At 33.7% G+C, this 21,476-nt stretch carries 21 protein-coding genes and 1 pseudogene; 5 read left to right on the top strand and 17 right to left on the bottom strand.

Going from position 1 to position 21,476, the window contains the following annotated elements:
• Positions 1 to 108: 108 nt before the first annotated feature.
• From secA to B6D18_RS02030, 7 genes are all read right to left on the bottom strand, one after another.
• Positions 109 to 2,838 carry a preprotein translocase subunit SecA gene (gene secA / locus B6D18_RS02060; protein ID WP_086362916.1) on the bottom strand — a complete coding sequence of 910 codons (2,730 nt, stop codon included), beginning with the start codon at positions 2,836 to 2,838 and terminating at the stop codon, positions 109 to 111.
• An 87-nt stretch (positions 2,839 to 2,925) separates the two neighbouring features.
• A complete protein-coding gene (locus B6D18_RS02055) occupies positions 2,926 to 3,270 on the bottom strand; it encodes a hypothetical protein (protein ID WP_086362915.1) in 345 nt (114 codons plus the stop codon).
• Positions 3,271 to 3,453: 183 nt separating this feature from the next.
• A complete protein-coding gene (hxlB, locus tag B6D18_RS02050; RefSeq protein WP_086362914.1) occupies positions 3,454 to 3,993 on the bottom strand; it encodes a 6-phospho-3-hexuloisomerase in 540 nt (179 codons plus the stop codon).
• 54 nt (positions 3,994 to 4,047) lie between these two features.
• On the bottom strand, positions 4,048 to 4,497 hold the full coding sequence (locus tag B6D18_RS02045) for a PTS sugar transporter subunit IIA (RefSeq protein WP_086362913.1): 450 nt from the start codon (positions 4,495 to 4,497) through the stop codon (positions 4,048 to 4,050).
• A 14-nt stretch (positions 4,498 to 4,511) separates the two neighbouring features.
• Positions 4,512 to 4,796: a PTS sugar transporter subunit IIB gene (locus tag B6D18_RS02040; RefSeq protein WP_086320783.1), complete on the bottom strand. Its 285-nt coding sequence runs from the start codon at positions 4,794 to 4,796 to the stop codon at positions 4,512 to 4,514.
• The gene (locus B6D18_RS02035; protein WP_086320782.1) at positions 4,793 to 6,163 is read right to left on the bottom strand and encodes a PTS galactitol transporter subunit IIC; all 1,371 of its coding nucleotides are present in this window, start codon (positions 6,161 to 6,163) and stop codon (positions 4,793 to 4,795) included. Before B6D18_RS02035 ends, B6D18_RS02040 begins: the two co-directional genes overlap by 4 nt.
• A 12-nt stretch (positions 6,164 to 6,175) precedes the next feature.
• A complete protein-coding gene (locus tag B6D18_RS02030; RefSeq protein ID WP_086320781.1) occupies positions 6,176 to 6,703 on the bottom strand; it encodes an RpiB/LacA/LacB family sugar-phosphate isomerase in 528 nt (175 codons plus the stop codon).
• 274 nt (positions 6,704 to 6,977) lie between these two features.
• On the opposite strand from B6D18_RS02030, the gene B6D18_RS02025 reads away from it, so the two are divergent.
• On the top strand, positions 6,978 to 7,733 hold the full coding sequence (locus B6D18_RS02025; RefSeq protein ID WP_086362912.1) for a DeoR/GlpR family DNA-binding transcription regulator: 756 nt from the start codon (positions 6,978 to 6,980) through the stop codon (positions 7,731 to 7,733).
• Between the two features lie 83 nt (positions 7,734 to 7,816).
• Here B6D18_RS02025 and B6D18_RS02020 read toward each other — a convergent pair whose 3' ends face one another.
• Together B6D18_RS02020 and B6D18_RS02015 are read right to left on the bottom strand one after the other, a co-directional pair.
• A complete protein-coding gene (locus B6D18_RS02020; protein ID WP_086362911.1) occupies positions 7,817 to 9,382 on the bottom strand; it encodes a multicopper oxidase family protein in 1,566 nt (521 codons plus the stop codon).
• A gap of 130 nt (positions 9,383 to 9,512) precedes the next feature.
• The gene (locus tag B6D18_RS02015; RefSeq protein WP_144063940.1) at positions 9,513 to 9,788 is read right to left on the bottom strand and encodes a hypothetical protein; all 276 of its coding nucleotides are present in this window, start codon (positions 9,786 to 9,788) and stop codon (positions 9,513 to 9,515) included.
• Between the two features lie 347 nt (positions 9,789 to 10,135).
• Between B6D18_RS02015 and B6D18_RS02010 the strand changes: the two genes are divergently transcribed.
• Positions 10,136 to 11,200, top strand: coding sequence for an MJ1255/VC2487 family glycosyltransferase (locus B6D18_RS02010; protein WP_158092505.1), 1,065 nt, complete (start codon positions 10,136 to 10,138; stop codon positions 11,198 to 11,200).
• Positions 11,201 to 11,209: 9 nt separating this feature from the next.
• Positions 11,210 to 11,710, top strand: a complete 501-nt coding sequence (gene folA / locus B6D18_RS02005; protein ID WP_086362908.1) for a type 3 dihydrofolate reductase — start codon at positions 11,210 to 11,212, stop codon at positions 11,708 to 11,710.
• A 44-nt stretch (positions 11,711 to 11,754) separates the two neighbouring features.
• On the opposite strand, the gene relA is transcribed toward folA, so the two are convergent.
• The 7 genes and pseudogenes from relA to trmB form a co-directional block, all read right to left on the bottom strand.
• On the bottom strand, positions 11,755 to 14,013 hold the full coding sequence (relA, locus tag B6D18_RS02000; protein ID WP_086362907.1) for a GTP diphosphokinase: 2,259 nt from the start codon (positions 14,011 to 14,013) through the stop codon (positions 11,755 to 11,757).
• Between the two features lie 5 nt (positions 14,014 to 14,018).
• Positions 14,019 to 15,350, bottom strand: a complete 1,332-nt coding sequence (rlmD, locus tag B6D18_RS01995; protein WP_086362906.1) for a 23S rRNA (uracil(1939)-C(5))-methyltransferase RlmD — start codon at positions 15,348 to 15,350, stop codon at positions 14,019 to 14,021.
• A gap of 15 nt (positions 15,351 to 15,365) precedes the next feature.
• Complete coding sequence (gene coaD, locus B6D18_RS01990) at positions 15,366 to 15,854, bottom strand: pantetheine-phosphate adenylyltransferase (protein ID WP_086362905.1); 489 nt, start codon at positions 15,852 to 15,854, stop codon at positions 15,366 to 15,368.
• 172 nt (positions 15,855 to 16,026) lie between these two features.
• Positions 16,027 to 16,167 (bottom strand): annotated as a pseudogene (locus B6D18_RS01985) (galactose-1-phosphate uridylyltransferase); the annotation flags it as partial.
• Between the two features lie 60 nt (positions 16,168 to 16,227).
• The gene (agp, locus tag B6D18_RS01980; protein WP_086362903.1) at positions 16,228 to 17,391 is read right to left on the bottom strand and encodes a bifunctional glucose-1-phosphatase/inositol phosphatase; all 1,164 of its coding nucleotides are present in this window, start codon (positions 17,389 to 17,391) and stop codon (positions 16,228 to 16,230) included.
• Positions 17,388 to 18,113, bottom strand: a complete 726-nt coding sequence (gene nfsA, locus B6D18_RS01975; protein WP_086362902.1) for an oxygen-insensitive NADPH nitroreductase — start codon at positions 18,111 to 18,113, stop codon at positions 17,388 to 17,390. Before nfsA ends, agp begins: the two co-directional genes overlap by 4 nt.
• A 15-nt stretch (positions 18,114 to 18,128) precedes the next feature.
• Entirely contained in the window at positions 18,129 to 18,833 is a 705-nt protein-coding gene (gene trmB, locus B6D18_RS01970) for a tRNA (guanosine(46)-N7)-methyltransferase TrmB (RefSeq protein ID WP_086362901.1), read from the bottom strand.
• Between the two features lie 258 nt (positions 18,834 to 19,091).
• Here trmB and B6D18_RS01965 point away from each other — a divergent pair, with 258 nt between their 5' ends.
• Together B6D18_RS01965 and pth are read left to right on the top strand one after the other, a co-directional pair.
• A complete protein-coding gene (locus tag B6D18_RS01965; protein WP_086362900.1) occupies positions 19,092 to 20,039 on the top strand; it encodes a ribose-phosphate pyrophosphokinase in 948 nt (315 codons plus the stop codon).
• Between the two features lie 77 nt (positions 20,040 to 20,116).
• Positions 20,117 to 20,701, top strand: coding sequence for an aminoacyl-tRNA hydrolase (pth, locus tag B6D18_RS01960; protein WP_086362899.1), 585 nt, complete (start codon positions 20,117 to 20,119; stop codon positions 20,699 to 20,701).
• A gap of 88 nt (positions 20,702 to 20,789) precedes the next feature.
• Here the strand turns inward: pth and B6D18_RS01955 are convergent, their stop codons facing one another.
• Positions 20,790 to 21,254, bottom strand: a complete 465-nt coding sequence (locus tag B6D18_RS01955; RefSeq protein ID WP_086362898.1) for a DUF3597 domain-containing protein — start codon at positions 21,252 to 21,254, stop codon at positions 20,790 to 20,792.
• Between the last annotated feature and the right edge of the window lie 222 nt (positions 21,255 to 21,476).

Raw genomic sequence — 21,476 nt, 5'->3', positions numbered from 1 at the left:
TGTTTATGATTAAAGTTAGGGAAAGTTTATACTTTCCCTTTTGATTTTTAACTAACAAAATTCGTTGATTTAAACATCAATATTGTTTAATCATACTAAATTTTAAGCTTAATTAACAGCTCCATGACAATGTTTATATTTTTTGCCTGATCCACATGGACAAGGGTCATTACGTCCTACTTTTGCTTGCGTGCGGACAATCGGTTGTGATGAATTAGATGCTTGTCCACCATTCTCACCATCAATACCATCTATTGATTCATGGTTAGCTTTTTGTCTTGCCATTAATTTTTCGATTTCAGCTTGACGTTGGCGTTCAGCTTCATCAACTTCTTCTTGTGAACGAATTTGCACGCGGCTTAAAATACCAATTACATCATATTTTAACGATTCTAACATATTGGCAAACATATTGAATGATTCACGTTTGTATTCCTGTTTAGGATCTTTTTGGGCATATCCTCGTAAATGAATGCCTTGACGTAAATAATCCATAGCGGCTAAATGTTCTTTCCATAACGTATCAAGTGTTTGTAACATAACGTTTTTTTCGAATTGTCTAAAGGCATCAGCGCCAGCTGCATTTTCTTTTTCAAGATATTTATCTTGTGCAAGTTGTAAGATGCGTTCACGTAAATTTTCTTCATGAAGATTTTGCTCTTCATCAAGCCATTTAGCGATAGGTAAATCTAAATCGAAATCACTTTTTAGAGCTGCTTCTAATCCAGCAATATCCCACATTTCTTCAATCGATTGCGGTGGAATATATTGATCAATAACTGTCGTAAATACATCTCCACGTATTGAATCAATTGTTTCTTTGATATCTACGTTATCTAATAAATCATTACGTTGGCTATAAATAGCTTTACGTTGATCATTGGCAACATCATCATATTCAAGTAATTGTTTACGAATATCAAAATTGCGACTTTCAACTTTTTTCTGAGCATTAGCGATAGCTTTGGTAATCCATGGATGTTCAATTGCTTCACCTTCTTTCATACCAAATTTACGCATCATATTACCTACACGATCTGATGCGAAGATACGCATTAATGGATCTTCCAATGATAGATAAAAACGAGAAGCACCTGGATCCCCTTGACGACCAGCACGACCACGTAATTGGTTATCAATTCGGCGTGATTCATGACGTTCAGTACCAAGAATATATAAACCACCAAGTTCAATCACTTCTTCATGTTTCGCTTGCCATGCTTGTTTCGCTTTTTCGATATCTGCTTCGGTTGGATTTTCTAATTTTGCAACTTCACTTTGCCAGTTACCACCAAGCATAATATCCGTACCACGACCGGCCATATTAGTTGCGATTGTTACGGCCCCTTTACTACCAGCATCAGCGATAATTTCGGCTTCTTGGGCATGGAATTTGGCGTTAAGTACATTATGTTTGATACCCGCTTTTTTAAAGGCATGTGAAACAAGTTCTGATTTCTCGATTGAAGCAGTACCGACTAATACAGGTTGTCCTCGTTTAACACACGCTTGTACATCAGCCACGATAGCATCAATCTTTTCTTTTTCAGTCATATAGACAAGATCTGACTGATCTTTTCTTACCATAGGTCGGTTGGTTGGAATAACAATGGTATCCAAACCATAAATTTGGTTAAATTCGAAAGCTTCGGTATCAGCAGTACCTGTCATACCCGCTAATTTTTCATAGAGACGGAAATAATTTTGGAAAGTAATTGAGGCTAATGTTTGATTCTCATTTTGAATTTTAACATGCTCTTTAGCTTCAACCGCTTGGTGTAAACCGTCAGACCAACGACGACCATCCATCGTACGACCAGTATGTTCATCAACAATAACGATTTCATTGTCCCTAACAATATAATCAACGTCACGATGGAATAAATGATGAGCACGAAGTGCTGCATTAACATGGTGCATTAACACAATATTACTAGGTGCATAAAGTGATTCATCACCTTTCATAATGCCTTGTTTTATAAGTAGTTCTTCAACCTTGATTAAACCACGTTCGGTCAAGTTAACTTGACGTGATTTTTCATCAATCGAAAAGTCTCCATCGCCTTGAAACTGATCTGAATCTTCTTTTTCTTGACTGATTAAATGCGGAATGATTTTATCAATACTGACATATCTATCAGAACTATCTTCAGCTTGACCAGAAATAATTAGTGGTGTTCTTGCTTCATCAATTAAAATTGAATCGACCTCATCTACTAAAGCATAGTGTAAAGGGCGTTGTACCCGGGCTTCTTTACTAAAAACCATATTGTCACGTAAATAGTCAAAGCCATATTCGTTGTTAGTACCATAAGTGATGTCAGCATTGTAAGCTTCACGTTTTATATGTGGTGGCATGTTGGGTAAGTTGATGCCCACCGTTAAGCCTAAAAATTCGAATAAAGGGCGATTATTTTCAGCATCACGCTGTGCTAAATAGTCATTAACAGTGACAACATGTACGCCTTTACCAGTTAACGCATTTAAATAAGCAGGTAACGTTGCGGTTAATGTTTTACCTTCACCGGTACGCATTTCCGCAATGCAACGTTCATTTAAAACCATACCACCAATTAATTGAACATCGAAATGACGCATACCAAATACGCGTTTACTTGCCTCACGGACTACGGCAAACGCTTCTTCTAATATATCGTCTAATTTTGTACCATCAGCAATTTTTTGTTTAAATTCGTTAGTTTTTGCCTTAAGTTCATCATCAGTTAATGCTTCCATTGCTGGTTCAAGGGCATTGATTGTTTCAACACGCTTACGCATAGATTTTAATACACGTTCATTACGGCTACCGAATACTTTAGTTAATAATTTTAATAACATAACTTTTCTCTTATTGTTTTTTATAATGGGAGATATAAGGATTAAACCTTATTGAATAAATTAATTAATTTGATTATATAAAATCTATTAAGCGGTAGCGTTTGGACCGGCTCTTATTCCATTATAGGGAGATAATCGAATAACAGTATTTGGACTAACTTCGTCATAATTTCGCGCGATAATTTGTTTATCGTAATGCTGCTTTGGTGACAAAGATAAGATTTGCGAGGTTTTTTTAGTTGGAGTTTGCTGATCTTGAACTATTTCAGTAATCGCAATAATACCAACTTGACTTGTAAATGATTGAACTGGTAACGCATTTTGTTGGTAAAAACCGAACCCAGTAGCAATTACACCTAATAATAAGTGCGATAATGCAGTTTTAATAATAAGGCGTTTACTTATATGTTGCCAGTAATTAATCGTAGTCATAACCACAGTATCTTAGCATTTTTTGCCAAAATGAAAAACTATTATTATAAATAGGTTATTGTTTATTATTTAAGATTAGTTTATGTATAAAATGAAATTAATTTTTAAATAAATTTTAGATGTAATATTTAATTTTAAAATTACTCAGAAAAATAAGTAGTTTTAAGGTAAATTATTGTACTACTATTCTAAACTAGCATGTCGTTGTGCCATATCATTATTACTATCGTTTAATTGATTACTCATAACTAAAATAACAGTATCAAATATAATTAGTAACGTTTGTTCAAAAAGGCTACCTAATGGTTGTTGGCTAACTCGTGATTGAGTAAATTTAGTTCCAGATTGTAATAATATATTTGGTGTTTGGAGTTTTGCTAGTGTAGATGTGTTACATGCGCAAATTATAGCTAAATCAATTCCTTGATTGAGTGCTGATTTCGCCATGATATTTACGCTTTCTGTTTCACCAGATGCAGATGCTAAAATGAGCAAGTCTCCTTTTTGAACCGCTGGAGTTGTCGTTTCACCGACCACAAAGGAATTTAAACCCAGTTGCATCAACCTCATTGCAAATGCTTTAAGCATAAGACCTGAACGCCCAGTACCATACACAAAAATACGTTTATGCTGTTGTATTTTTTGTATTAGATCAACGATATCATTATCGGTCAACGTTTTAACTGAATGATTCAATTCATTAATAATTAATTGTGATTGCACTTTAATCCCCTATCGAAAAATAGCTAATGCTATTTTTCGATTATAAAATGTATACTAAATATTTAACTGTTGAATGATTAATTCTTGCGTTTGTGGGCAATTAGATTGTTGACATTTATTCACAAAAGACTCATCTTGAAATAAAGTAAATAGACGCTTGAGTATGGATAAATGTTGATCACTTGTTGCCAATGCTAAATTAAAAATTAGTTGGCAAGATACAATTAAATTGGCATCCTCCATTAGACCGAAAATTACTCCTTTTGTTGAGCGTACCAAACTAATTGAATCTGATTTAACTAATTGATAATTAGCATGTGGTATAGCAATCCCCATACCATTATTCATCAGTAATCCAGTTGGATATTGCTTTTCTCGATTGATACACGCTGAAATATAGTCAGGTGTAATATAGTTTTTTTCTAATAAATATGAACCTGACTCTAATATAGCATCTTGATAAGTTGCAATTTTTTCATCTAAATCATGAACTAAAATATGCATGGTTAAATTCCTAACTATTGAGTTAAGCTTTGTTTAACATCTTCAAAAATGGCATCTTCACCAATACCTGTTAGTAAACCAGCTCCAACAATAACCTTGGTTGTTATATCTGGATTATCAATTTTTGTTGATGAAACAACTAAATCATAACTATTAAAAATATCAGCATTGCAAGCCATAAGTGATGATTTATCTACTTGAGCTTCAATATGCTGTTCTTTTAAATAATCTTGCAAAATTGAAACCATGATTGATGAAGAAGCAATGCCATTACCACATACCACTAATATTTTTTTCATTTTGAAACCTCATTTGTATTATTTTTTGAATTTTTTTCTTTCTTCTTTAATAGATAGCCTACTGATAGCAAAATTAAGCCAATTAATATGTAACCAAATATTCCCACATGACTAGTTGCTGCGAATAGTCCAGTAAATGGATTTGCTGATGGATTTAATGAGGTATACATTACCGATGCATCAGGGTTAGAACCAAATGCTTGGAATACTTCGTTAGTTGCAGGTGTCATCCATGAGGCAATATATAATCCGCCTCCAAACAAAAATATTGATGTAACCCAGGTACGGATAATATTGCCTTTGAATACAGGAACCATACAAGCAATAAAGAAGACAAATTGTGATAAATCACCTAATGGCATAACCTTATTACCGGGTAAAATAACCGCTAAAATGACAATAATAGGGATCAGTAATAAAGCAGGAGCAATAACGGAAGGGTTACCGACAATTAATGCAGTATCCATTCCGACGGTAATATCTCGATTAGGAAAACGTTTAACTAGTTTTTTTCTTGCTACATTTGATAATGGCACTAAACCTTCCATCATAATTGATGTCATGCGTGGTAACAATAACATTACTGCCGCTAAGTACATACCTAATTGTAAGCTTGAAATAATGGTGTGATATGGACTTTCCCAAGAGTAACCACAAAAACCAAGTAATACACCAATAATAAAGCCGACTATAGTTGGATCGCCAAGAACACCAAAACGTTTTTGAATAGTATCGGCTGTAACAGTTATATTTCTAAAGCCCGGAATACGATCATAAATCCAATTAAATGGATAAGCAAAAATAAGGTAAGTATTTGCGACGGGATGTGAAATTGAGACACCTTCTGGAAGGTTAAAAAATTTCTCATTATTTTTTGCGCCTAGATCAGCTGCAATTAATGCCCAAACGTGAAATAGTGCAGCTGTTAATACACCATATAAGAAACTACCTGAATAAACACCTACGATTGCACCCATTGACGCATTTTGGTGTAAGTTAAAAACATCGACATTAACACAATCAGTGATTTTTAGTATAAGTAATAAAACATTAACTGCAACACATAGTGGAATAATTATTGGTCCCATACTTGAGCCAAATCCCATTACAGCAGTTGCTGCACCACCAACGTCAATTGCACTAAGTGAAGATCCTGTGCTTTCGGCGAGTCCTGTAACAGCAGGAGCCATTTTATCTAACATAAATTTAATTGTCATACTTAATGCAATAAAGCCAATACCGACTTTCATTGCAGAAGCAATACATTCAGAAATAGGCCTTCCGAGCGCAGCCATTAATATTAAAAATATTATAGGAATAAAAATAAAATTTCCTAAATCATTGATAAATTGTGTAATTAATTCCATAAGTGACTCCTTTTATGATTCCTCATTGGCTCTAAAGCCCATATTCCAAGCAATATGAGCTGGTTTGACCAATAACGCATTATCGTTATGCTCAGCTTCAAGCAAGTTTTTCTTCGAATTTTCACGCGCAGTAGTAAAATCAAATGGTTGGTCGTACCATGCGTCTATAATCATTTTGGTATACTCAAGTCCATTAACACGACAACCTAGTCCAATGATTTGTGCATTATTGCTTAATCTGGCACGTTTAGCTGAATATGGATTAGTTACAGCAACAGCACGTATTCCCCAGTGTTTGTTAGCTTGGCAGGTAAAACCAATACCTGTTCCACAAATATATATTCCTAAACGACAAACATCTTTCTGAATCAAAATTGACATTTCATCAGCTAATTTGGCATAAGTATTGATGCCGTCTGCTTTAATTTTTACTGGGTCATAAACAATATCGGCATTTTTTTCATTAATTAAATATTTTTTTATTTCTTCTTTATATTCAAATCCTAGATCATCACAGGCTATAGCAATTTTTGTTTTCATTTTTTTTCCTCTATTAAATTAATAATTATTTTATAATTGGTTTTTATTGGTAAGTCAATGTGATCTATATCACAAAAATGATAAGATATTGATTTTTAAAATCAAAAAAACCAACATATACCAATTAAAATTGATTTTTTATTATTTGTTATTTATATTAAGATAATGAGGTATATGATGAGTTATTAATGAATCATGTGGACTTTTTGATAAAATATTGGTAATAATCAGGAATGGTTAGTCATATCTAAATCAATATTTGAGATTGTGAACAATGCAATTAATGAATGAAAGACGAGAATTAATTTTAGAAGAATTGATAACTGCTGGGACTGTATATGTGAGTGAATTAGCTCGTAAATACCAAGTTACTTATGAAACAATCCGTAAAGATTTATCCGATTTAGAAAAAAAAGGATATCTAGTCAAATGTCATGGTGGGGCAACACTTAAACAAGGCGCAATTGAACATCCATTCCAAATTAGAGAAAAGGAAAACGCTAGCTTAAAAAAAAGTATTGCTCAAAAAGCATTAACATTACTGCCTGATAATTGTTCTATGATTATCGGAACAGGTAGCACAACATTAGAATTAGCTAAATTATTAATGTATCGTTCTGGGTTTAAGATCTTTACCGATTCATTACCTGTTGCTAATGCTCTTATTTCATCAGATAACCAAGTTTTCTTATTTGGTGGTGAACTACGTAATAAAAGCTCATCTGTTTATGGTGGTTGGACATTATCTATGATTAATGAAATTCAGGTTGATATTTGCTTTTTAGGCACAGATGGTTTTAGTAATTTAACAGGCCCTTCCAGTCCTTCATCTTCTGATGCTTATATCGATAAAGCTATTATTTCTCATGCTGAAAAAAAGTATATTTTAGGTGATTACACAAAATTTAATAGAAAAAGTCTGTATAAGATTTGTGATTGGAATGAAATAACGGCATTAATCACTAATAAGTTGGCTGATCCGGCTCAAGTTTTGAAATTAGAAACTAAAACTAAAGTTATTTTGTGTTAAAAATTTTGCAGTTTTCTATAAAACAATGAAAATCTCCCTTATCTTTATGCAATTGTTAAGAAAAGGGAGAGAATTTATTAAGATTATTTAACCATTAATTGTCCCATCATCCCAAGTGTTTCATGTTCAACAATATGGCAATGATACATGCGTAATCCTGGCATATTTTGTTGAATTTTTATGGTGATTTTTTCGTGGGGACGTAAATTTATGGTATCTTTTAATGCCACATATTCTGGTGAATATTTTTTACCATCAAATTCATGTGATACAACTGTGAATTGTGTACCATGAATATGGAAATTATGATCCATATGTGAATTATTAAATATTGTCCACTCTTCAACATCATGGATTTTACTTTCAAGATCAATTCGTTTCATATCATGGCGTTTGCCATTAATTAAAAACAGCATGCCACCCCTTGGTTCGCTCTTGTCCATGACCTCTGTATATTCAAGCGTTTTATGCGCTTTTGCTTCACCAATTTTAGGTAGAGTTCGTAATGGCGAAGGTAAAACAATTGAATTCGCTTGTTGTAGATCTAATTCAGCAAGTATTATATCTTGTTCTGGTGGTACATTTCCCATCTTACCACGATCATAACCAATTGATTGTAAGTAAACCGTACCGGTTTGTTGGGGCAAAATTACCAATTCTGCGCGTTCGGCAGGTGATAATAATAGTGGCTTTTCAAGGGAAATTGGTTCAGGCATTAATCCGCCATCACTACCCACTAAAAAGACATCACAACCGGGAATTGAAAGGTTAAGATAACGTCCAGAACAGGCATTCCAAACTCGAACACGTGTTGCAGTATTAACTTTCATTTTTGGACGATAACCTCCATTAATTAATACAAATTGTCCTTCTCGACCATTCATCCAATCAGTCATTGAGTTATCGGCAATTTCTCCTTTGTTTGTCAGTTTTAGATCTGAGAAAAACCAATTTAGTTCCGGTAAAGATTCTAAAGGGTTTTTTTTACTACGAACAATAAATACCCCAGCTAATCCTTTAGCAATTTGTTCGGCAACGGTGTTGTGACCATGGGGATGATACCAATAGGTACCAGCACTGCCTTCGGGGATGGTAAATTCGTAAATACGTTCACTGCCTGCAGGTATTTCATCTTGTGGATTGCCATCTTGATTTGATGGCACAAGTAAACCATGCCAGTGAACGGTTGTTGATTGTGACAGTCTATTTTTTACCGTTAATTTGACTTTATCACCTTCATAAACTTCAATAAGTGGCCCTGGTATTGAATCATTGTAAGCCCAAAATTCTGTAGTAATATCAGGAGTTAATGCTTTTTTTATTGGTTTGGCTTCAATAGTAGCTTCAAATATACCTGATTGATGACTACTATTTTTTAACAGTTGGAATTCGGGTAAATCATGACCTTTTGGTAATGCTGAAGTAGATAATAGTTTTTGTGGTTGTTTGTTGTTCATATTCATATTCATATTCATATTCATATTCATATTCATATGATCGTGCATGTTGTCCCCCTTATCACAATTATCAGATTTAACATCACAAACCATGTCAGACATTGATGAATGATCCAATTTGGCAATGGCTTTAGTTGCAATTAAACTACCAACGGCAGCAGTTATATTCATTAGAAAATTTCGGCGTTTCATAGTATTCCTATAATCATTTATTAAGTTAAATAATAACCATCAATTAGCTCTCCAAACTCGTCTATTCGTTCAGCAAGCTAATGTGTTATTGATTTCCTATACTTATTACTAATATTTAACAAAGCATAAATTAGCTAATTTTTGGTGGTTTTAACTCAGGAATAAATTCTTTATATTCAGGAATAAAATTTGTTGGAAGATATTGTTCACGGTAAATCGGATAATCAATATTAACGATATAATTAGCAATAGCTATACCACAAGCAAAACAATGATTAACTGATTCACTAATAAAAGGTTTTGTTGATTTAGAAGTCGGCAAATCAGCCATTGAAGAGTGATGATTTGCGTTCACCTTTAAAGATTGTAAGTTAGGTGAATGGTGAGTTGAGCAAGGCTTGGACATAAAGAGTGGAATATGCCAAATAGAATAAAAAAACAAAAAGATTGTCGATATAATAAAAATATTCACTCGCTTTTTGTTTATGGCTAATGACATTGTTTATCACGTAATGTATCTAACAAACCTTGTTTTTATTTTACTAGAGAAAAGACTAAATTTATACCATTTTAATAATTGAAAGTTTTATTCAATTTCAATTGCAAATAATCAATAATCTTTCAATCTGTAACATTAATATTAATTGGCTATGTTAAGGGTTATGCAATAAAAGATAATCATAAAATATATAAGCTAAATACAAATGGTTCTGGTATCATATTCGCATAAAAAACATTATGAATAATAGCGATATGAAAATTCTTTTTGGAGTACAAGGAACAGGAAATGGCCATATCAGTCGTTGTCGAACATTAGCCAAAGCCTTAAAAAAGGCTGGAGCAGATGTAGACTATATTTTAAGCGGTCGTGATCCTAAAGATTATTTTGATATGCAAGCTTTTGGCAACTATCGAACCTTTGGTGGTCTTTCATTTGCTACTCTTAATGGTAAAATCAATTTTCGTAAAACCATCCGAAGAATTCGGGCTTTTAGACTAATTAAAGATGTTCGCGATTTAGATTTATCTGCATATGATTGTATTATTAGTGATTTTGAACCAGTTAGTGCTTGGGCTGCACATCATCAAAATCGAGAATGTTTAGGTATCAGTAATCAGTCTGTCTGCCAATATCTAAAGCCTAAAGAATATGGCACGATAGCAAATGTAATTATGAAATATTATGCTCCAGTTACACAACCCATTGGTTTACATTGGTTTCATTTTGGTCATAAATTGATTCCACCAATGATTGATTCATTTGCTACACCACCAACTGAAGATGGTAAAATTGTTGTTTATTTGCCTTTTGAAGATTTAACTGAAATTACTGGATTATTAAACCAATTTTCGCAATATCAATTTAGTTGTTTTCACCCTGAGATAAAACAACCTTCTGCACGAAGTAATATTTTATTACAACCGCTAAGTCGAGATAATTTTACTCAAGCTATACTAAGTTGTTCTGGTATTATTTCGAATACCGGATTTGCACTAATTTCTGAAGCGTTATCTTTAGGTAAAAAAATTCTAACTAAACCAGTAGCAGGTCAATTTGAACAAGTTTACAATGCTCAATGTTTGCAGTCTTTAGATATGGCAACCGTTATGGAACATTTAAATAGTTTGAAGTTAAAATATTGGCTTGGCCTACCGTCACCTAAACCTATTATTTATCCTGATGTGGCAACTGAATTAGCGAATTGGATTGTTTCAGGTCAAAAAGAGACATTACTTTCTTTGAGCCAAAGACTGTGGTCACAGACTAAATTTCCGAGTAATGTGAGTGAACGCATCAAATCTTTAGGTTATGTATAAAGGAACGAAATGATATTAAGTATAATTGTTGCAATGGCGAATAATCGTGTAATTGGTATGAACAATCAAATGCCATGGCACATGCCTGCAGATTTAGCGTGGTTTAAAAAAAATACATTAAATAAACCGGTGATTATGGGGCGTAAAACGTTTGAATCTATCGGAAGACCATTGCCTAATCGTCACAATATTGTCATTAGTCGACAGGCTAAGAATAATACGTCAATTAATCCTGATGTTAGTTGGGTTAAATCGATTGATGAGGCAATATCGATTATTAATCAACAACAAGTAGAAGAAGCCTTTATTATAGGTGGTGGTAATATTTATCAACAGGTATTACCTTTAGTTAATCGACTTTATTTAACTCATATTGATGCTAAATTGACTGGTGATACTTATTTTCCTAATTATTTACAAACATCATGGCAACAAATTTATTCAGAAAATCATAAAGCGGATGATAAAAATTGTTATGATTATCAATTTGAGATTTTACAGCGAAGTTAATCAATAGATAAGTTGCCACTGACATACTTGTGGCAACCGAATTATTATCCTTGTAAGCGTTTTGCTTCCAGTACATCAGCGAGTTGTTTGATTTTGTTCATAACTCGTTCAAGAGAGTCTTGATCAAAAATCTGCATATCCATATCAATCGTTGCAATTTGTTGTTTCATATCAATGCGACTTGAAACACCTAAGACATTTACTTTCTCATTAGCTAAAATTGTTGTAATGTCACGCAATAAACCACTTCTATCACTAGCTATGATGCGAACGACCATGGTGTAACTTGCGTTATGATTACCACTCCACACCGCACTGGTGATCCGTTCTGGTGCATGATTTTTTAGCTCTTGGAGCTGTTCACAGTCTGAACGATGGATTGAAATACCTCGTCCTTGGGTAACAAAACCGACAATTGGATCACCGGGGATAGGGCGACAACAATTAGCAATGGTGTAAAGTAAATTATCTACACCTTCAATAATAATTTCACCGCCTTTTATCGATGATGATTTATTGGTATTTTTGGCTTGAGAGGTTGATTTTTGGGTGATCTGTTTAAGAACAGCTTCATCTTCCTCTTCAGCTGTTGGTTTATTAAATTGGGCATTAATAAAATTAACCAGTTGGTTAATTCTAACATCACCACTTCCTATTCCAGCCAATACTTCGTCAAACGAATGGGCGTTATATTTACTAATCAGAATCTTTTCGACATTTTTTAGGCTAATATTTAACGGTTCTAATTCATTGTCTAAAATTTGTTGACCAGCAGCTATATTTTTATCTCGATCTTGCTTTTTAAACCAAGCTTGTATTTTTGCTCGTGCTCGGCTGCTATTTACAAATCCAGTATTAGGATTTAACCAATCGCGGCTTGGATTTGGTTGTTTTTGGGTAATAATTTCAACTTGATCGCCTGTTTTTAATATATAGGTAAACGGCACTATGCGTCCTGCAACTTTAGCGCCGATACAACGGTGGCCAACATCACTATGAATATGATAAGCAAAATCTAACGGTGTTGAACCAGCAGGCAAGTCAACAACATCACCTTTTGGTGTAAATACATAAACGCGATCATCAAAAATTTGACTACGGACAGTTTCCTGAATTTCACCACTTTCTGACATCTCTTGTTGCCAAGTTAATAATTTACGTAGCCAAGAAATGCGCTGATCGTAGGCAGTCATTTTATCTGTACTGCCTTCTTTGTATTTCCAATGTGCTGCTACACCTAATTCAGCATCATTGTGCATTTGTTCGGTACGTATTTGAATTTCGATAGTTTTATCATTTGGGCCATAAACCACAGTATGAATTGATTGATATCCATTGGGTTTTGGATTGGCGACATAGTCATCAAATTCTTTCGCAATATGTTTATAATGGCTATGGACGATACCTAAGGCATTATAACAGTCTTCGATTCGATCACAGATGATGCGTACCGCTCGAATATCATATAAATCTTCAAATTGCAGATGTTTACGTTCCATTTTTCGCCATATGCTATAGATATGTTTAGGGCGACCGTAAACTTCAGCACGAATATGATCTTTATTCATCATATCCTGTAAATTTTTAACAAATTGATTGATATATGATTCGCGATCTAGTCGTTTCTCATGTAATTTATGGGCAATAAAGCGATATTGGTCAGGATGTAAATAACGGAAGCAAAAATCTTCAAGCTCCCATTTTAATTGGCCAATGCCAAGTCGATTAGCTAAGGGTGCATAGATGTTAAAACACTCTTTAGCTGCTAGCACTTTATCTTCTTTTGGAGCATGCATCAGATTTCGTAAATATGTAATACGTTCAGCTAGTTTAATGACCACACTACGGAAATCATTAACCATTGCAAGTAACATACGACGAATACTATCAATTTGTTCATTTGTGGCATGACCATTACGAATAGCTCGTAGTTGCCTAATGTCTTTCATTTTGACAACACTAGAAAGAATATGAATTATTTCACGGTCAAAATTTTCCGGTAGATCTTCACGGCAAATAATTTTAGTATCAAAGAATGGTAGTAAAAGAGCGGTTGCTAAACTATTAATATCCATATTTAAGGTTGATAAAATTTCAACCATTTCAATTGCATTTTCGAAGCAATAAACTTGCTCTGGTGCACCAGCACTATGCTCAAAACAAAAATCCCAAATATCTTTAAACTTTTGATAAGATTCAATATTGGTTAATAACAGTTCTTGTTTAGCCCATCGTTCAACATCAAACTGTGCGAGCGTGTAATGTTCGTCATTTTGTTGATGGGCGCCTCTAATTGATACCATAATTATTATCCTGATTTAGTTAACATCAACATTGATTCAATGTGCTTGGTTTGTGGAAACATATCCAAAATAGCAACTTTTACAATGTTGTATCCTTCCTCAATAAATAGCTTGCAGTCCCTAGCTAATGTAGCAGGATTGCATGAAATATAAACTATTTTTGTTGGTGATATCTTAACAATTTCTGCTGTAGCATTATAGGCACCGGATCTAGCTGGATCTAATAATACTTTGTCAAATTTTGACTGATTCCATATTGAAAATTGCTGTTTATCTTCTAAATTACAGGTGAAAAACTGCGTTTTAGCTTCAATTTTATCTTTATTTAGTTTAGCATTGATCTTGGCTTTTTCAACCAGGGCATCAACACCTTCAATACCTGTGACTGATTGGCTGTTTATTGCCATAGGTAATGAGAAATTACCCATACCACAAAATAGATCGAGTATTTTATCATCTGAAGTTATATCTAACCACTCTAAGGCCTTATTAATCATCTTTTGATTAATTTGACTATTAACTTGTATAAAATCGAGTGGACTGAAAGTTAATTTTAGATGATTAATCAGATAATAATGTTCAGTAGTGCCACTGATATGAATCAGTTCATGACCATGAAAATAGAGTGAAAGATTGTGAGCTTCAGCGAATTGTTTTAATAAAAGGCTATCTTGCTCTGTTAGTGGCATGGTGTGTCTTAACACAAGGATAATGCCACTATCGACGGCAATTAATTCAATATGTCCAAGCGATTTTTTTTGTTTAATTTGTCTTAAACAAGATTGTAATGGCATTAATAATTTATCTAATTGTTCAACTAATACCGGACAGTGTTCTATATTTATAATCTGGTTTGATTCTGTCTGCCTAAAGCCGATTAATAATTCACCTTTAACTAAATTAATTGATAATCTAGCTCTCCTTCGATAATGATAAGGTTGGTCGGCAATAATATTAGGCGAATTGTTTTTGTAGTCCAACTCCGCCCCAGCTTCTTTCTGTAAAAGTTTGATCAAGGCTTCATATTTGGCTTGTTGTTGTAAATTTGATGAAATATGTTGTAATTCACAGCCACCACATTTTGTATAGTATTTACATTTTGGTGTAACTCGTTGTTGGCTGTGATTGTGGTATTTTATAACTTTTGCTTTAGCATAATTTTTTTTATCATCAGTTAATTGGATATCAACAGTTTCATTGGGTAAAGCAGATTTTACAAAAATTGTTTTACCTTTATGAGTTGCCACGCCTTGACCAAAGGCATCTAAATTAGTGACAGTAACTGTCAATTTTTGTGCAGTAAGCTTCTTTTTTGTAGGGGTGTAAAAATTAACCATATTAATAAATTGAAGTTATGTTAGCCGTTTTAGTAACTCTGTTTTGACATGTAAAGGTACTAAATTAGAGATGTCTCCACCATGGAAAGCAACATCTTTAACAATGGTTGATGAAATAAATCCCATCGCAATAGATGGCATTAAGAAGATAGTATCTAAATCAGGTTTTAATGCTCGGTTCATTTCAGCTAATTGTCTTTCGTATTCAAAATCGTGAGTTGTTCTCACGCCTCTGACTATCACTGTCGCCGTATGTTTTTGGGCAAAGTTGGCCATAAGATTATCAAAGCCAATCACTTCCACATTCAATAAGTGTTCAACCGATGTTGAGGCTAAGTTTACTCGTTCTTCTAAAGTAAACAGTGTTTTTTTATTTGGATTTTGCGCTATAGCTACAATTAAACGGGGAAACAATTGTGATGCGCGGGTAATTAGGTCGATATGACCGTTGGTGATCGGATCAAATGTTCCCGGAAAAATCGCTGTGAGCGCTTTGCTTTTCATTTATCTTATTATCCATTAGTGAATTGGGAGATATCATACCTAATTTTAACCTAGATTGTTAGTTTAACTATATAAAATCTTCGATTTTTTATCCTTAAAAAATATCGAGGATAACGTAAATGTTAGTTATCCCATGTCCGATTTTTAACCAATTTTAACTATAAAATATTCGTTATTTGTTAGTTTTATCTTTGTAGTGTACATCATTAAGATTGCGCAATCTTTCTGCAGCTTGTTCTGGCGTTAGATCTCGTTGTGCTTCTGCAAGCATTTCATAACCGACCATAAATTTTTTAATACTGGCTGAACGTAATGGAGATGTTTAGATTGTCTAGTTGTTTAAATTTAAACTTTTATAGACAATCTAATTTGGTTATTTTTTAAATTCTTTTAGGCGTCTTTCAAAATCTTGCCACTGATAAAAACCATCACTATTTGCTACGGTATTTTTTAGCTGAAGTTGGTAATGTTGTGGTGGATGATTGATATCAAGTGGTTGGGCGGAGTAAAGTTGTTCAAAACTTTGATAAACGTATTCAGCTTTAAACAAGTATGCCCCCGATGCTTTATTAAGATAACGTTGTAATATAACCATACCACCAATTGGTGTATTTTCACATTGATTAGGAAGTTGGTATTCGGCAAAATCCAAAGCACCAAGTAGTGCGGCAATGGTACTATCATGGCCAACGAGTAAATTTACCTTGTGATGCTTTTGGTGTAACAGATCATCTATCATATTAATTAATAATGCACTATTTTTTCGAGCGATAGATCTAGAGTGAAAAACTAAATTAATATAGTGGTTACGAATTTGTATAAGTTGTTGCCATTGTTCTTGGCTGGTTATTTTTCCCCACGCAATTTGTTCTTTAGGAAAAGCTGAGTAATACTGTAATAAGAAAGCATCAACCGCACAAATGCCAATTGCTAGAGGTCCTAATAATTCCGGCTCTTCATCTTTTACAAAGTGAAGATCATAAGGAATATCAGCAAAATTACATTGATATTGAGCATATAATTGTGAATTTTTATAGTCTAAAATATCCGATAGCAACGCATAAGCTGGTGCTAAATTTTTGAAAATTGATTCAGCTTTATTTGCATCATCAATATCTTTTAATAATGCTTGTTTAGATTCTGGGGAATCATCTTGTATACTTGGATCAAATATAGGATCCATTTTTTCAATGGTATATTTGTGATTAACCGGAATATCGTAACCTGCAAAAGCCCCTGTAACTAAGAATTGAGCGGTGGCAACTGTTCTTTGAAGACTATTAGCATAAACATATATATCAGGATTTTCAGGCGTAAGCTTAATGTTTTGTTGTTCAAGCCATTGCGATAGATAATGTCCAAAATAAGATTCTAAAACGCCTCCCCGGGTAGTTAAATAACCATAAGCATGATCCCAACTTGGCCATTTTAATGGGCTAGCTTTTTCTAAAAACTCTATGGTGTTTGCTAATGGAGTGCGTATCCCATGACGACTTAGTATTACAACTTTATCTAATTGGTATTGATCTTTTTTCATTTAGTTATCCATCCTTGTTTATGCAAATAATTTAAAATGAAATCTCGTTGCCCTTTGCTAATTGTTTCTGCAATTTTATCACTCCAACCATTTGTTTTTTGATTAATGTCTCTGTGAACATAATAGTCACGCATTTGGCTATCATATTGTGCTAATAATTGATGATTAATCGGTTGATAGTGATTTTCAAAAAAAACTAATTGCTTTGGTAATCGTGGTTTAATATTAGGATTTTGGTCAGGATAACCGATACAAAGTCCAAATAAAGGAAGAACATATTTAGGTAGTGCAAGTAATTCGGTTACTTTAGCAATATTGTTGCGTAAACCGCCAATGTATACTGTACCTAAACCTAATGAATGTGCTGCAATAACCGCGTTTTGTGCCATAAGTGTAGTATCAATACAACCAACTAGAAGTTGCTCGGCTTTTTCAAGTGGAATAGTGGCATCAATTTGAAAATGACGGTTAAAATCGGCACAAAACACCCAAAATTCTGGAGCTTGAATGATGTAACTCTGGTCACCTGCATAATGAGCTAATTCTGACCTTTTCTCACTATCAGTGATTCTAATGATGGTTGCGCATTGTAAAAAGTTTGAACTTGGAGCCGATTGTGCCGCCTGAACAATTTCATTAATCTGTTTACTTGTTAATGGTGTTGATTTATAAGACCGAATTGAACGGCGCTGGCAAATTAAATCAATTGTCTCATTTAGCATAACGGCTCCTTAATATCACTGTTTTTTTATAAATTGCAAATCCCAAACACCATGCCCGAGATTTTGACCACGTTTTTCGAATTTAGTAATAGGGCGGTCTTCAGGTCTTGGAATATAGTCATTAGTGTCAGATAAATTTTTAAATCCTTCAGCTTGATTTAATACCTCAAGCATATGCTCTGCATAGTGTTGCCAATCGGTAGCTAAATGTAAAATACCGTCAGTCTTTAATTTTTTATGAATTAAAGCAACAAAATTAGGTTGAATGATTCGACGTTTATTATGTCTTGCTTTGTGCCATGGATCGGGGAAGAAAATTTGCACCTTATCTAATGAATTATCTGGTATCATGTTTTCTAAAACTTCAACGGCATCATGGCACATGACTTTTAAATTAGATAATTGATTTTCCTCAATCGCCATTAAACAAGCACCAACGCCCGGTTTATGGACTTCAATACCTAAAAAATTCTTGGCGGGGGCATTTTTTGCCATTTCAATTAATGAAGCGCCCATACCAAAACCGATTTCAAACACCACCGGTTTATTCTCTTCAAAAACAACTGGTGAGGTAGTATTGTACTCAATACCATAGATAGGCCATAAATGCGTTAAAGCTTGTTGTTGTCCTTTAGTTAAACGGCCTTGTCTTAATACAAAACTACGTATTGTTCGTTTAGATTCTATTGCTTGGTTATTTGTGTTTAATTGTTCTCTCATTGCGTATCTGCTGTTAAGGTTAAAATTATTAAGATAATTGATCATCTTAGTTATATAGTAGTTTACCTGATTTTTAATTCACTTCAAAAAAACATCTTATTAACTTAATTTTTTATATATTAATGTGATGAATGTAAAATATTTTTAATAAATTTTTATAATGTGGTTGAGCATAATCTGTAAATGATTATATAATTGTAATCCCGATTTAACCGATTACGTTTTATGTAATCATGATTACATGCTTGAGGATTTCTCGTGCCTGATATGAAGCTTTTTGCTGGTAACGCCACACCCGAACTAGCAAAACGTATAGCTAATCGTCTTTATACTTCTCTTGGTGATATTATTGTAAGCCGTTTTAGTGACGGTGAAGTAAATGTCCAAATTAATGAAAATGTCCGTGGTGAAGATGTTTTTATTATCCAATCAACTTGTGCGCCTACCAATGACAATTTAATGGAATTATTAGTAATGATTGATGCGATGCGTCGAGCATCTGCTGGTCGAATTACTGCTGTTATTCCTTATTTTGGTTATGCAAGACAAGATCGTCGCGTACGTTCAGCCCGTGTGCCTATTACAGCTAAAGTTGTTGCTGACTTTTTATCAACTGTAGGAGTTGATAGGGTTTTAACTGTTGATCTTCATGCTGAACAAATTCAAGGTTTCTTTGATGTACCCGTTGATAATGTGTTTGGTAGTCCTGTTATTTTAGAAGATATGTTGCAACGTGATTTTGAACGCCCAATCGTGGTATCTCCAGATATTGGCGGTGTGGTTCGTGCTCGTGCTATTGCTAAACTTTTAAATGACACAGATATGGCTATTATCGATAAACGTCGTCAACGTGCTAATGAAGCAGAAGTGATGAATATTATCGGTGATGTTGCTGATAGAGATTGTATTTTAGTTGATGATATGATTGATACAGCCGGAACACTTTGTAAAGCAGCTGATGCATTAAAAGCTCGTGGTGCAAAACGTGTCTTTGCTTATGCAACTCACCCAATTTTCTCAGGAAAAGCTGTAAGTAACATTAAAAACTCTGCTATTGATGAAATTATAGTTTGTGACACAATTCCATTAACAGCTGAAGTTAAAGCATTGAAAAATGTGCGTCAACTTACATTATCAGGTATGCTTGCTGAAGCAATTCGACGTATTAGTAACGAAGAATCGATTTCAGCAATGTTCCATCAATAATCTTTTCTTCTGAATTAGATAAATGCCCCTATTAGGGGCTTTTTTGTAATAACAGGATAATTAACGATTAAACTATTATGTCAACAATCAAACTAATTGTAGGGTTAGCTAATCCGGGTAATGAATATGCCGCAACTCGCCATAATGCGGGAGCTTGGTATGTTGATCTCCTTGCTGAACGTTATAATCAACCATTAAAAAATGATCCTAAATTTTTTGGATATAGTTCTCGAATTAACATCAATGGGCATGATGTTCGTTTGTTGGTACCAACTACCTTTATGAATTTAAGTGGTAAAGCAGTACAAGCAATGGCTTCTTTTTATCAAATTAAGCCCGATGAAATATTAGTTGCCCATGATGAGTTAGATCTTAATCCGGGGATTGCCAAATTAAAATTTGGCGGTAGCCATGGAGGTCACAATGGCTTAAAAGATATTGCCAGTAAACTTGGTAATAATCTGAATTTCTATCGGTTGAGAATTGGAATTGGCCATCCAGGCGATAAAAATAAAGTAGTTGGTTATGTCTTAAATAAACCTTCTAAACCAGAACAAGAATTAATTGATAAAGCTATTGATGAGTCAGTCTATTGTACTAATATTTTATTAACTGATGGAGTTGAAAGTGCGATGAATCATCTGCATGCATTCAAAGCTTAAAGTTGTTAACAATAGCGTGTTTTAATTAACTGAGTATAAAAAATCCACCTGATGAACAGGTGGATAACAAATCACGTATTAATTCTGACTAAGAAAATAAATGAGAAACATTACCACCTTTTTCAGCTATTTTCTTCAGTACTTCTTTTATTAACCATGTATTCATCGATGCGGTATCGTCAGTACTACCAGTATAATTAAGTTCTGTGGCAAGTTTCTTACGGGCATCTAAACTACTATCGATACCTAATAATTTCAATAAATCGACAATAGATGTTTTCCAATTAAGTTTTTCAGGAAATTTTTTAGCTAAATTATCCAAAATTGACATGACATCGACTTCAGATATCGGTGTTTTGTTGTCTGATGTATTTTGTTGTTTTTGATCGGGATTACTATTATTGGTATTATTACTTGAAGTATTATCTGATGTCTTGTCTTTTACTGTATCTGTGATTTTATCAACTTGCTCTTTTACTGCATCTTTAGCATGACCTACAGCCGCTTGTGCGCTTGGAAATATTTTTGAAAAAATATTATTTAAGATACCCATATTACACCCCTTATGTTTAAACTGCTTATTAAAAAACTGCTTAACGATATAGATGTAGAAAATACCCCTTTAAGTATAGCGGTTAAGTATAAATTATGTCAAAACCACAATCATTTAATAGCATTTTTTGTAATATCGCTTATAAAAACAAAAATATTTACTGCTTTTATTAGGTATTCTTGTTTAGTCTATTTAACTATTAATTTAAATAGGTTGATCTTT

The organism is Gilliamella sp. A7, from assembly GCF_002142015.1.
In the GTDB taxonomy this organism is placed as follows: Bacteria; Pseudomonadota; Gammaproteobacteria; order Enterobacterales; family Orbaceae; genus Gilliamella; species Gilliamella apis_A.
Note: the sequence above shows the minus strand (reverse complement) of the source record. Positions and strands in the feature narration are given on the sequence as shown.

Excerpts from the sequence above, each read along its gene's own strand:
- secA (WP_086362916.1), bottom strand. The coding sequence starts at position 2,838 with ATGTTATTAAAATTATTAACTAAAGTATTCGGTAGCCGTAATGAACGT.
- B6D18_RS02055 (WP_086362915.1), bottom strand. The coding sequence starts at position 3,270 with ATGACTACGATTAATTACTGGCAACATATAAGTAAACGCCTTATTATT.
- B6D18_RS02045 (WP_086362913.1), bottom strand. The coding sequence starts at position 4,497 with ATGCATATTTTAGTTCATGATTTAGATGAAAAAATTGCAACTTATCAA.
- B6D18_RS02040 (WP_086320783.1), bottom strand. The coding sequence starts at position 4,796 with ATGAAAAAAATATTAGTGGTATGTGGTAATGGCATTGCTTCTTCATCA.
- B6D18_RS02035 (WP_086320782.1), bottom strand. The coding sequence starts at position 6,163 with ATGGAATTAATTACACAATTTATCAATGATTTAGGAAATTTTATTTTT.
- B6D18_RS02030 (WP_086320781.1), bottom strand. The coding sequence starts at position 6,703 with ATGAAAACAAAAATTGCTATAGCCTGTGATGATCTAGGATTTGAATAT.
- B6D18_RS02025 (WP_086362912.1), top strand. The coding sequence starts at position 6,978 with ATGCAATTAATGAATGAAAGACGAGAATTAATTTTAGAAGAATTGATA.
- B6D18_RS02020 (WP_086362911.1), bottom strand. The coding sequence starts at position 9,382 with ATGAAACGCCGAAATTTTCTAATGAATATAACTGCTGCCGTTGGTAGT.
- B6D18_RS02015 (WP_144063940.1), bottom strand. The coding sequence starts at position 9,788 with ATGTCCAAGCCTTGCTCAACTCACCATTCACCTAACTTACAATCTTTA.
- B6D18_RS02010 (WP_158092505.1), top strand. The coding sequence starts at position 10,136 with ATGAAAATTCTTTTTGGAGTACAAGGAACAGGAAATGGCCATATCAGT.
- folA (WP_086362908.1), top strand. The coding sequence starts at position 11,210 with ATGATATTAAGTATAATTGTTGCAATGGCGAATAATCGTGTAATTGGT.
- relA (WP_086362907.1), bottom strand. The coding sequence starts at position 14,013 with ATGGTATCAATTAGAGGCGCCCATCAACAAAATGACGAACATTACACG.
- rlmD (WP_086362906.1), bottom strand. The coding sequence starts at position 15,350 with ATGGTTAATTTTTACACCCCTACAAAAAAGAAGCTTACTGCACAAAAA.
- coaD (WP_086362905.1), bottom strand. The coding sequence starts at position 15,854 with ATGAAAAGCAAAGCGCTCACAGCGATTTTTCCGGGAACATTTGATCCG.
- agp (WP_086362903.1), bottom strand. The coding sequence starts at position 17,391 with ATGAAAAAAGATCAATACCAATTAGATAAAGTTGTAATACTAAGTCGT.
- nfsA (WP_086362902.1), bottom strand. The coding sequence starts at position 18,113 with ATGCTAAATGAGACAATTGATTTAATTTGCCAGCGCCGTTCAATTCGG.
- trmB (WP_086362901.1), bottom strand. The coding sequence starts at position 18,833 with ATGAGAGAACAATTAAACACAAATAACCAAGCAATAGAATCTAAACGA.
- pth (WP_086362899.1), top strand. The coding sequence starts at position 20,117 with ATGTCAACAATCAAACTAATTGTAGGGTTAGCTAATCCGGGTAATGAA.
- B6D18_RS01955 (WP_086362898.1), bottom strand. The coding sequence starts at position 21,254 with ATGGGTATCTTAAATAATATTTTTTCAAAAATATTTCCAAGCGCACAA.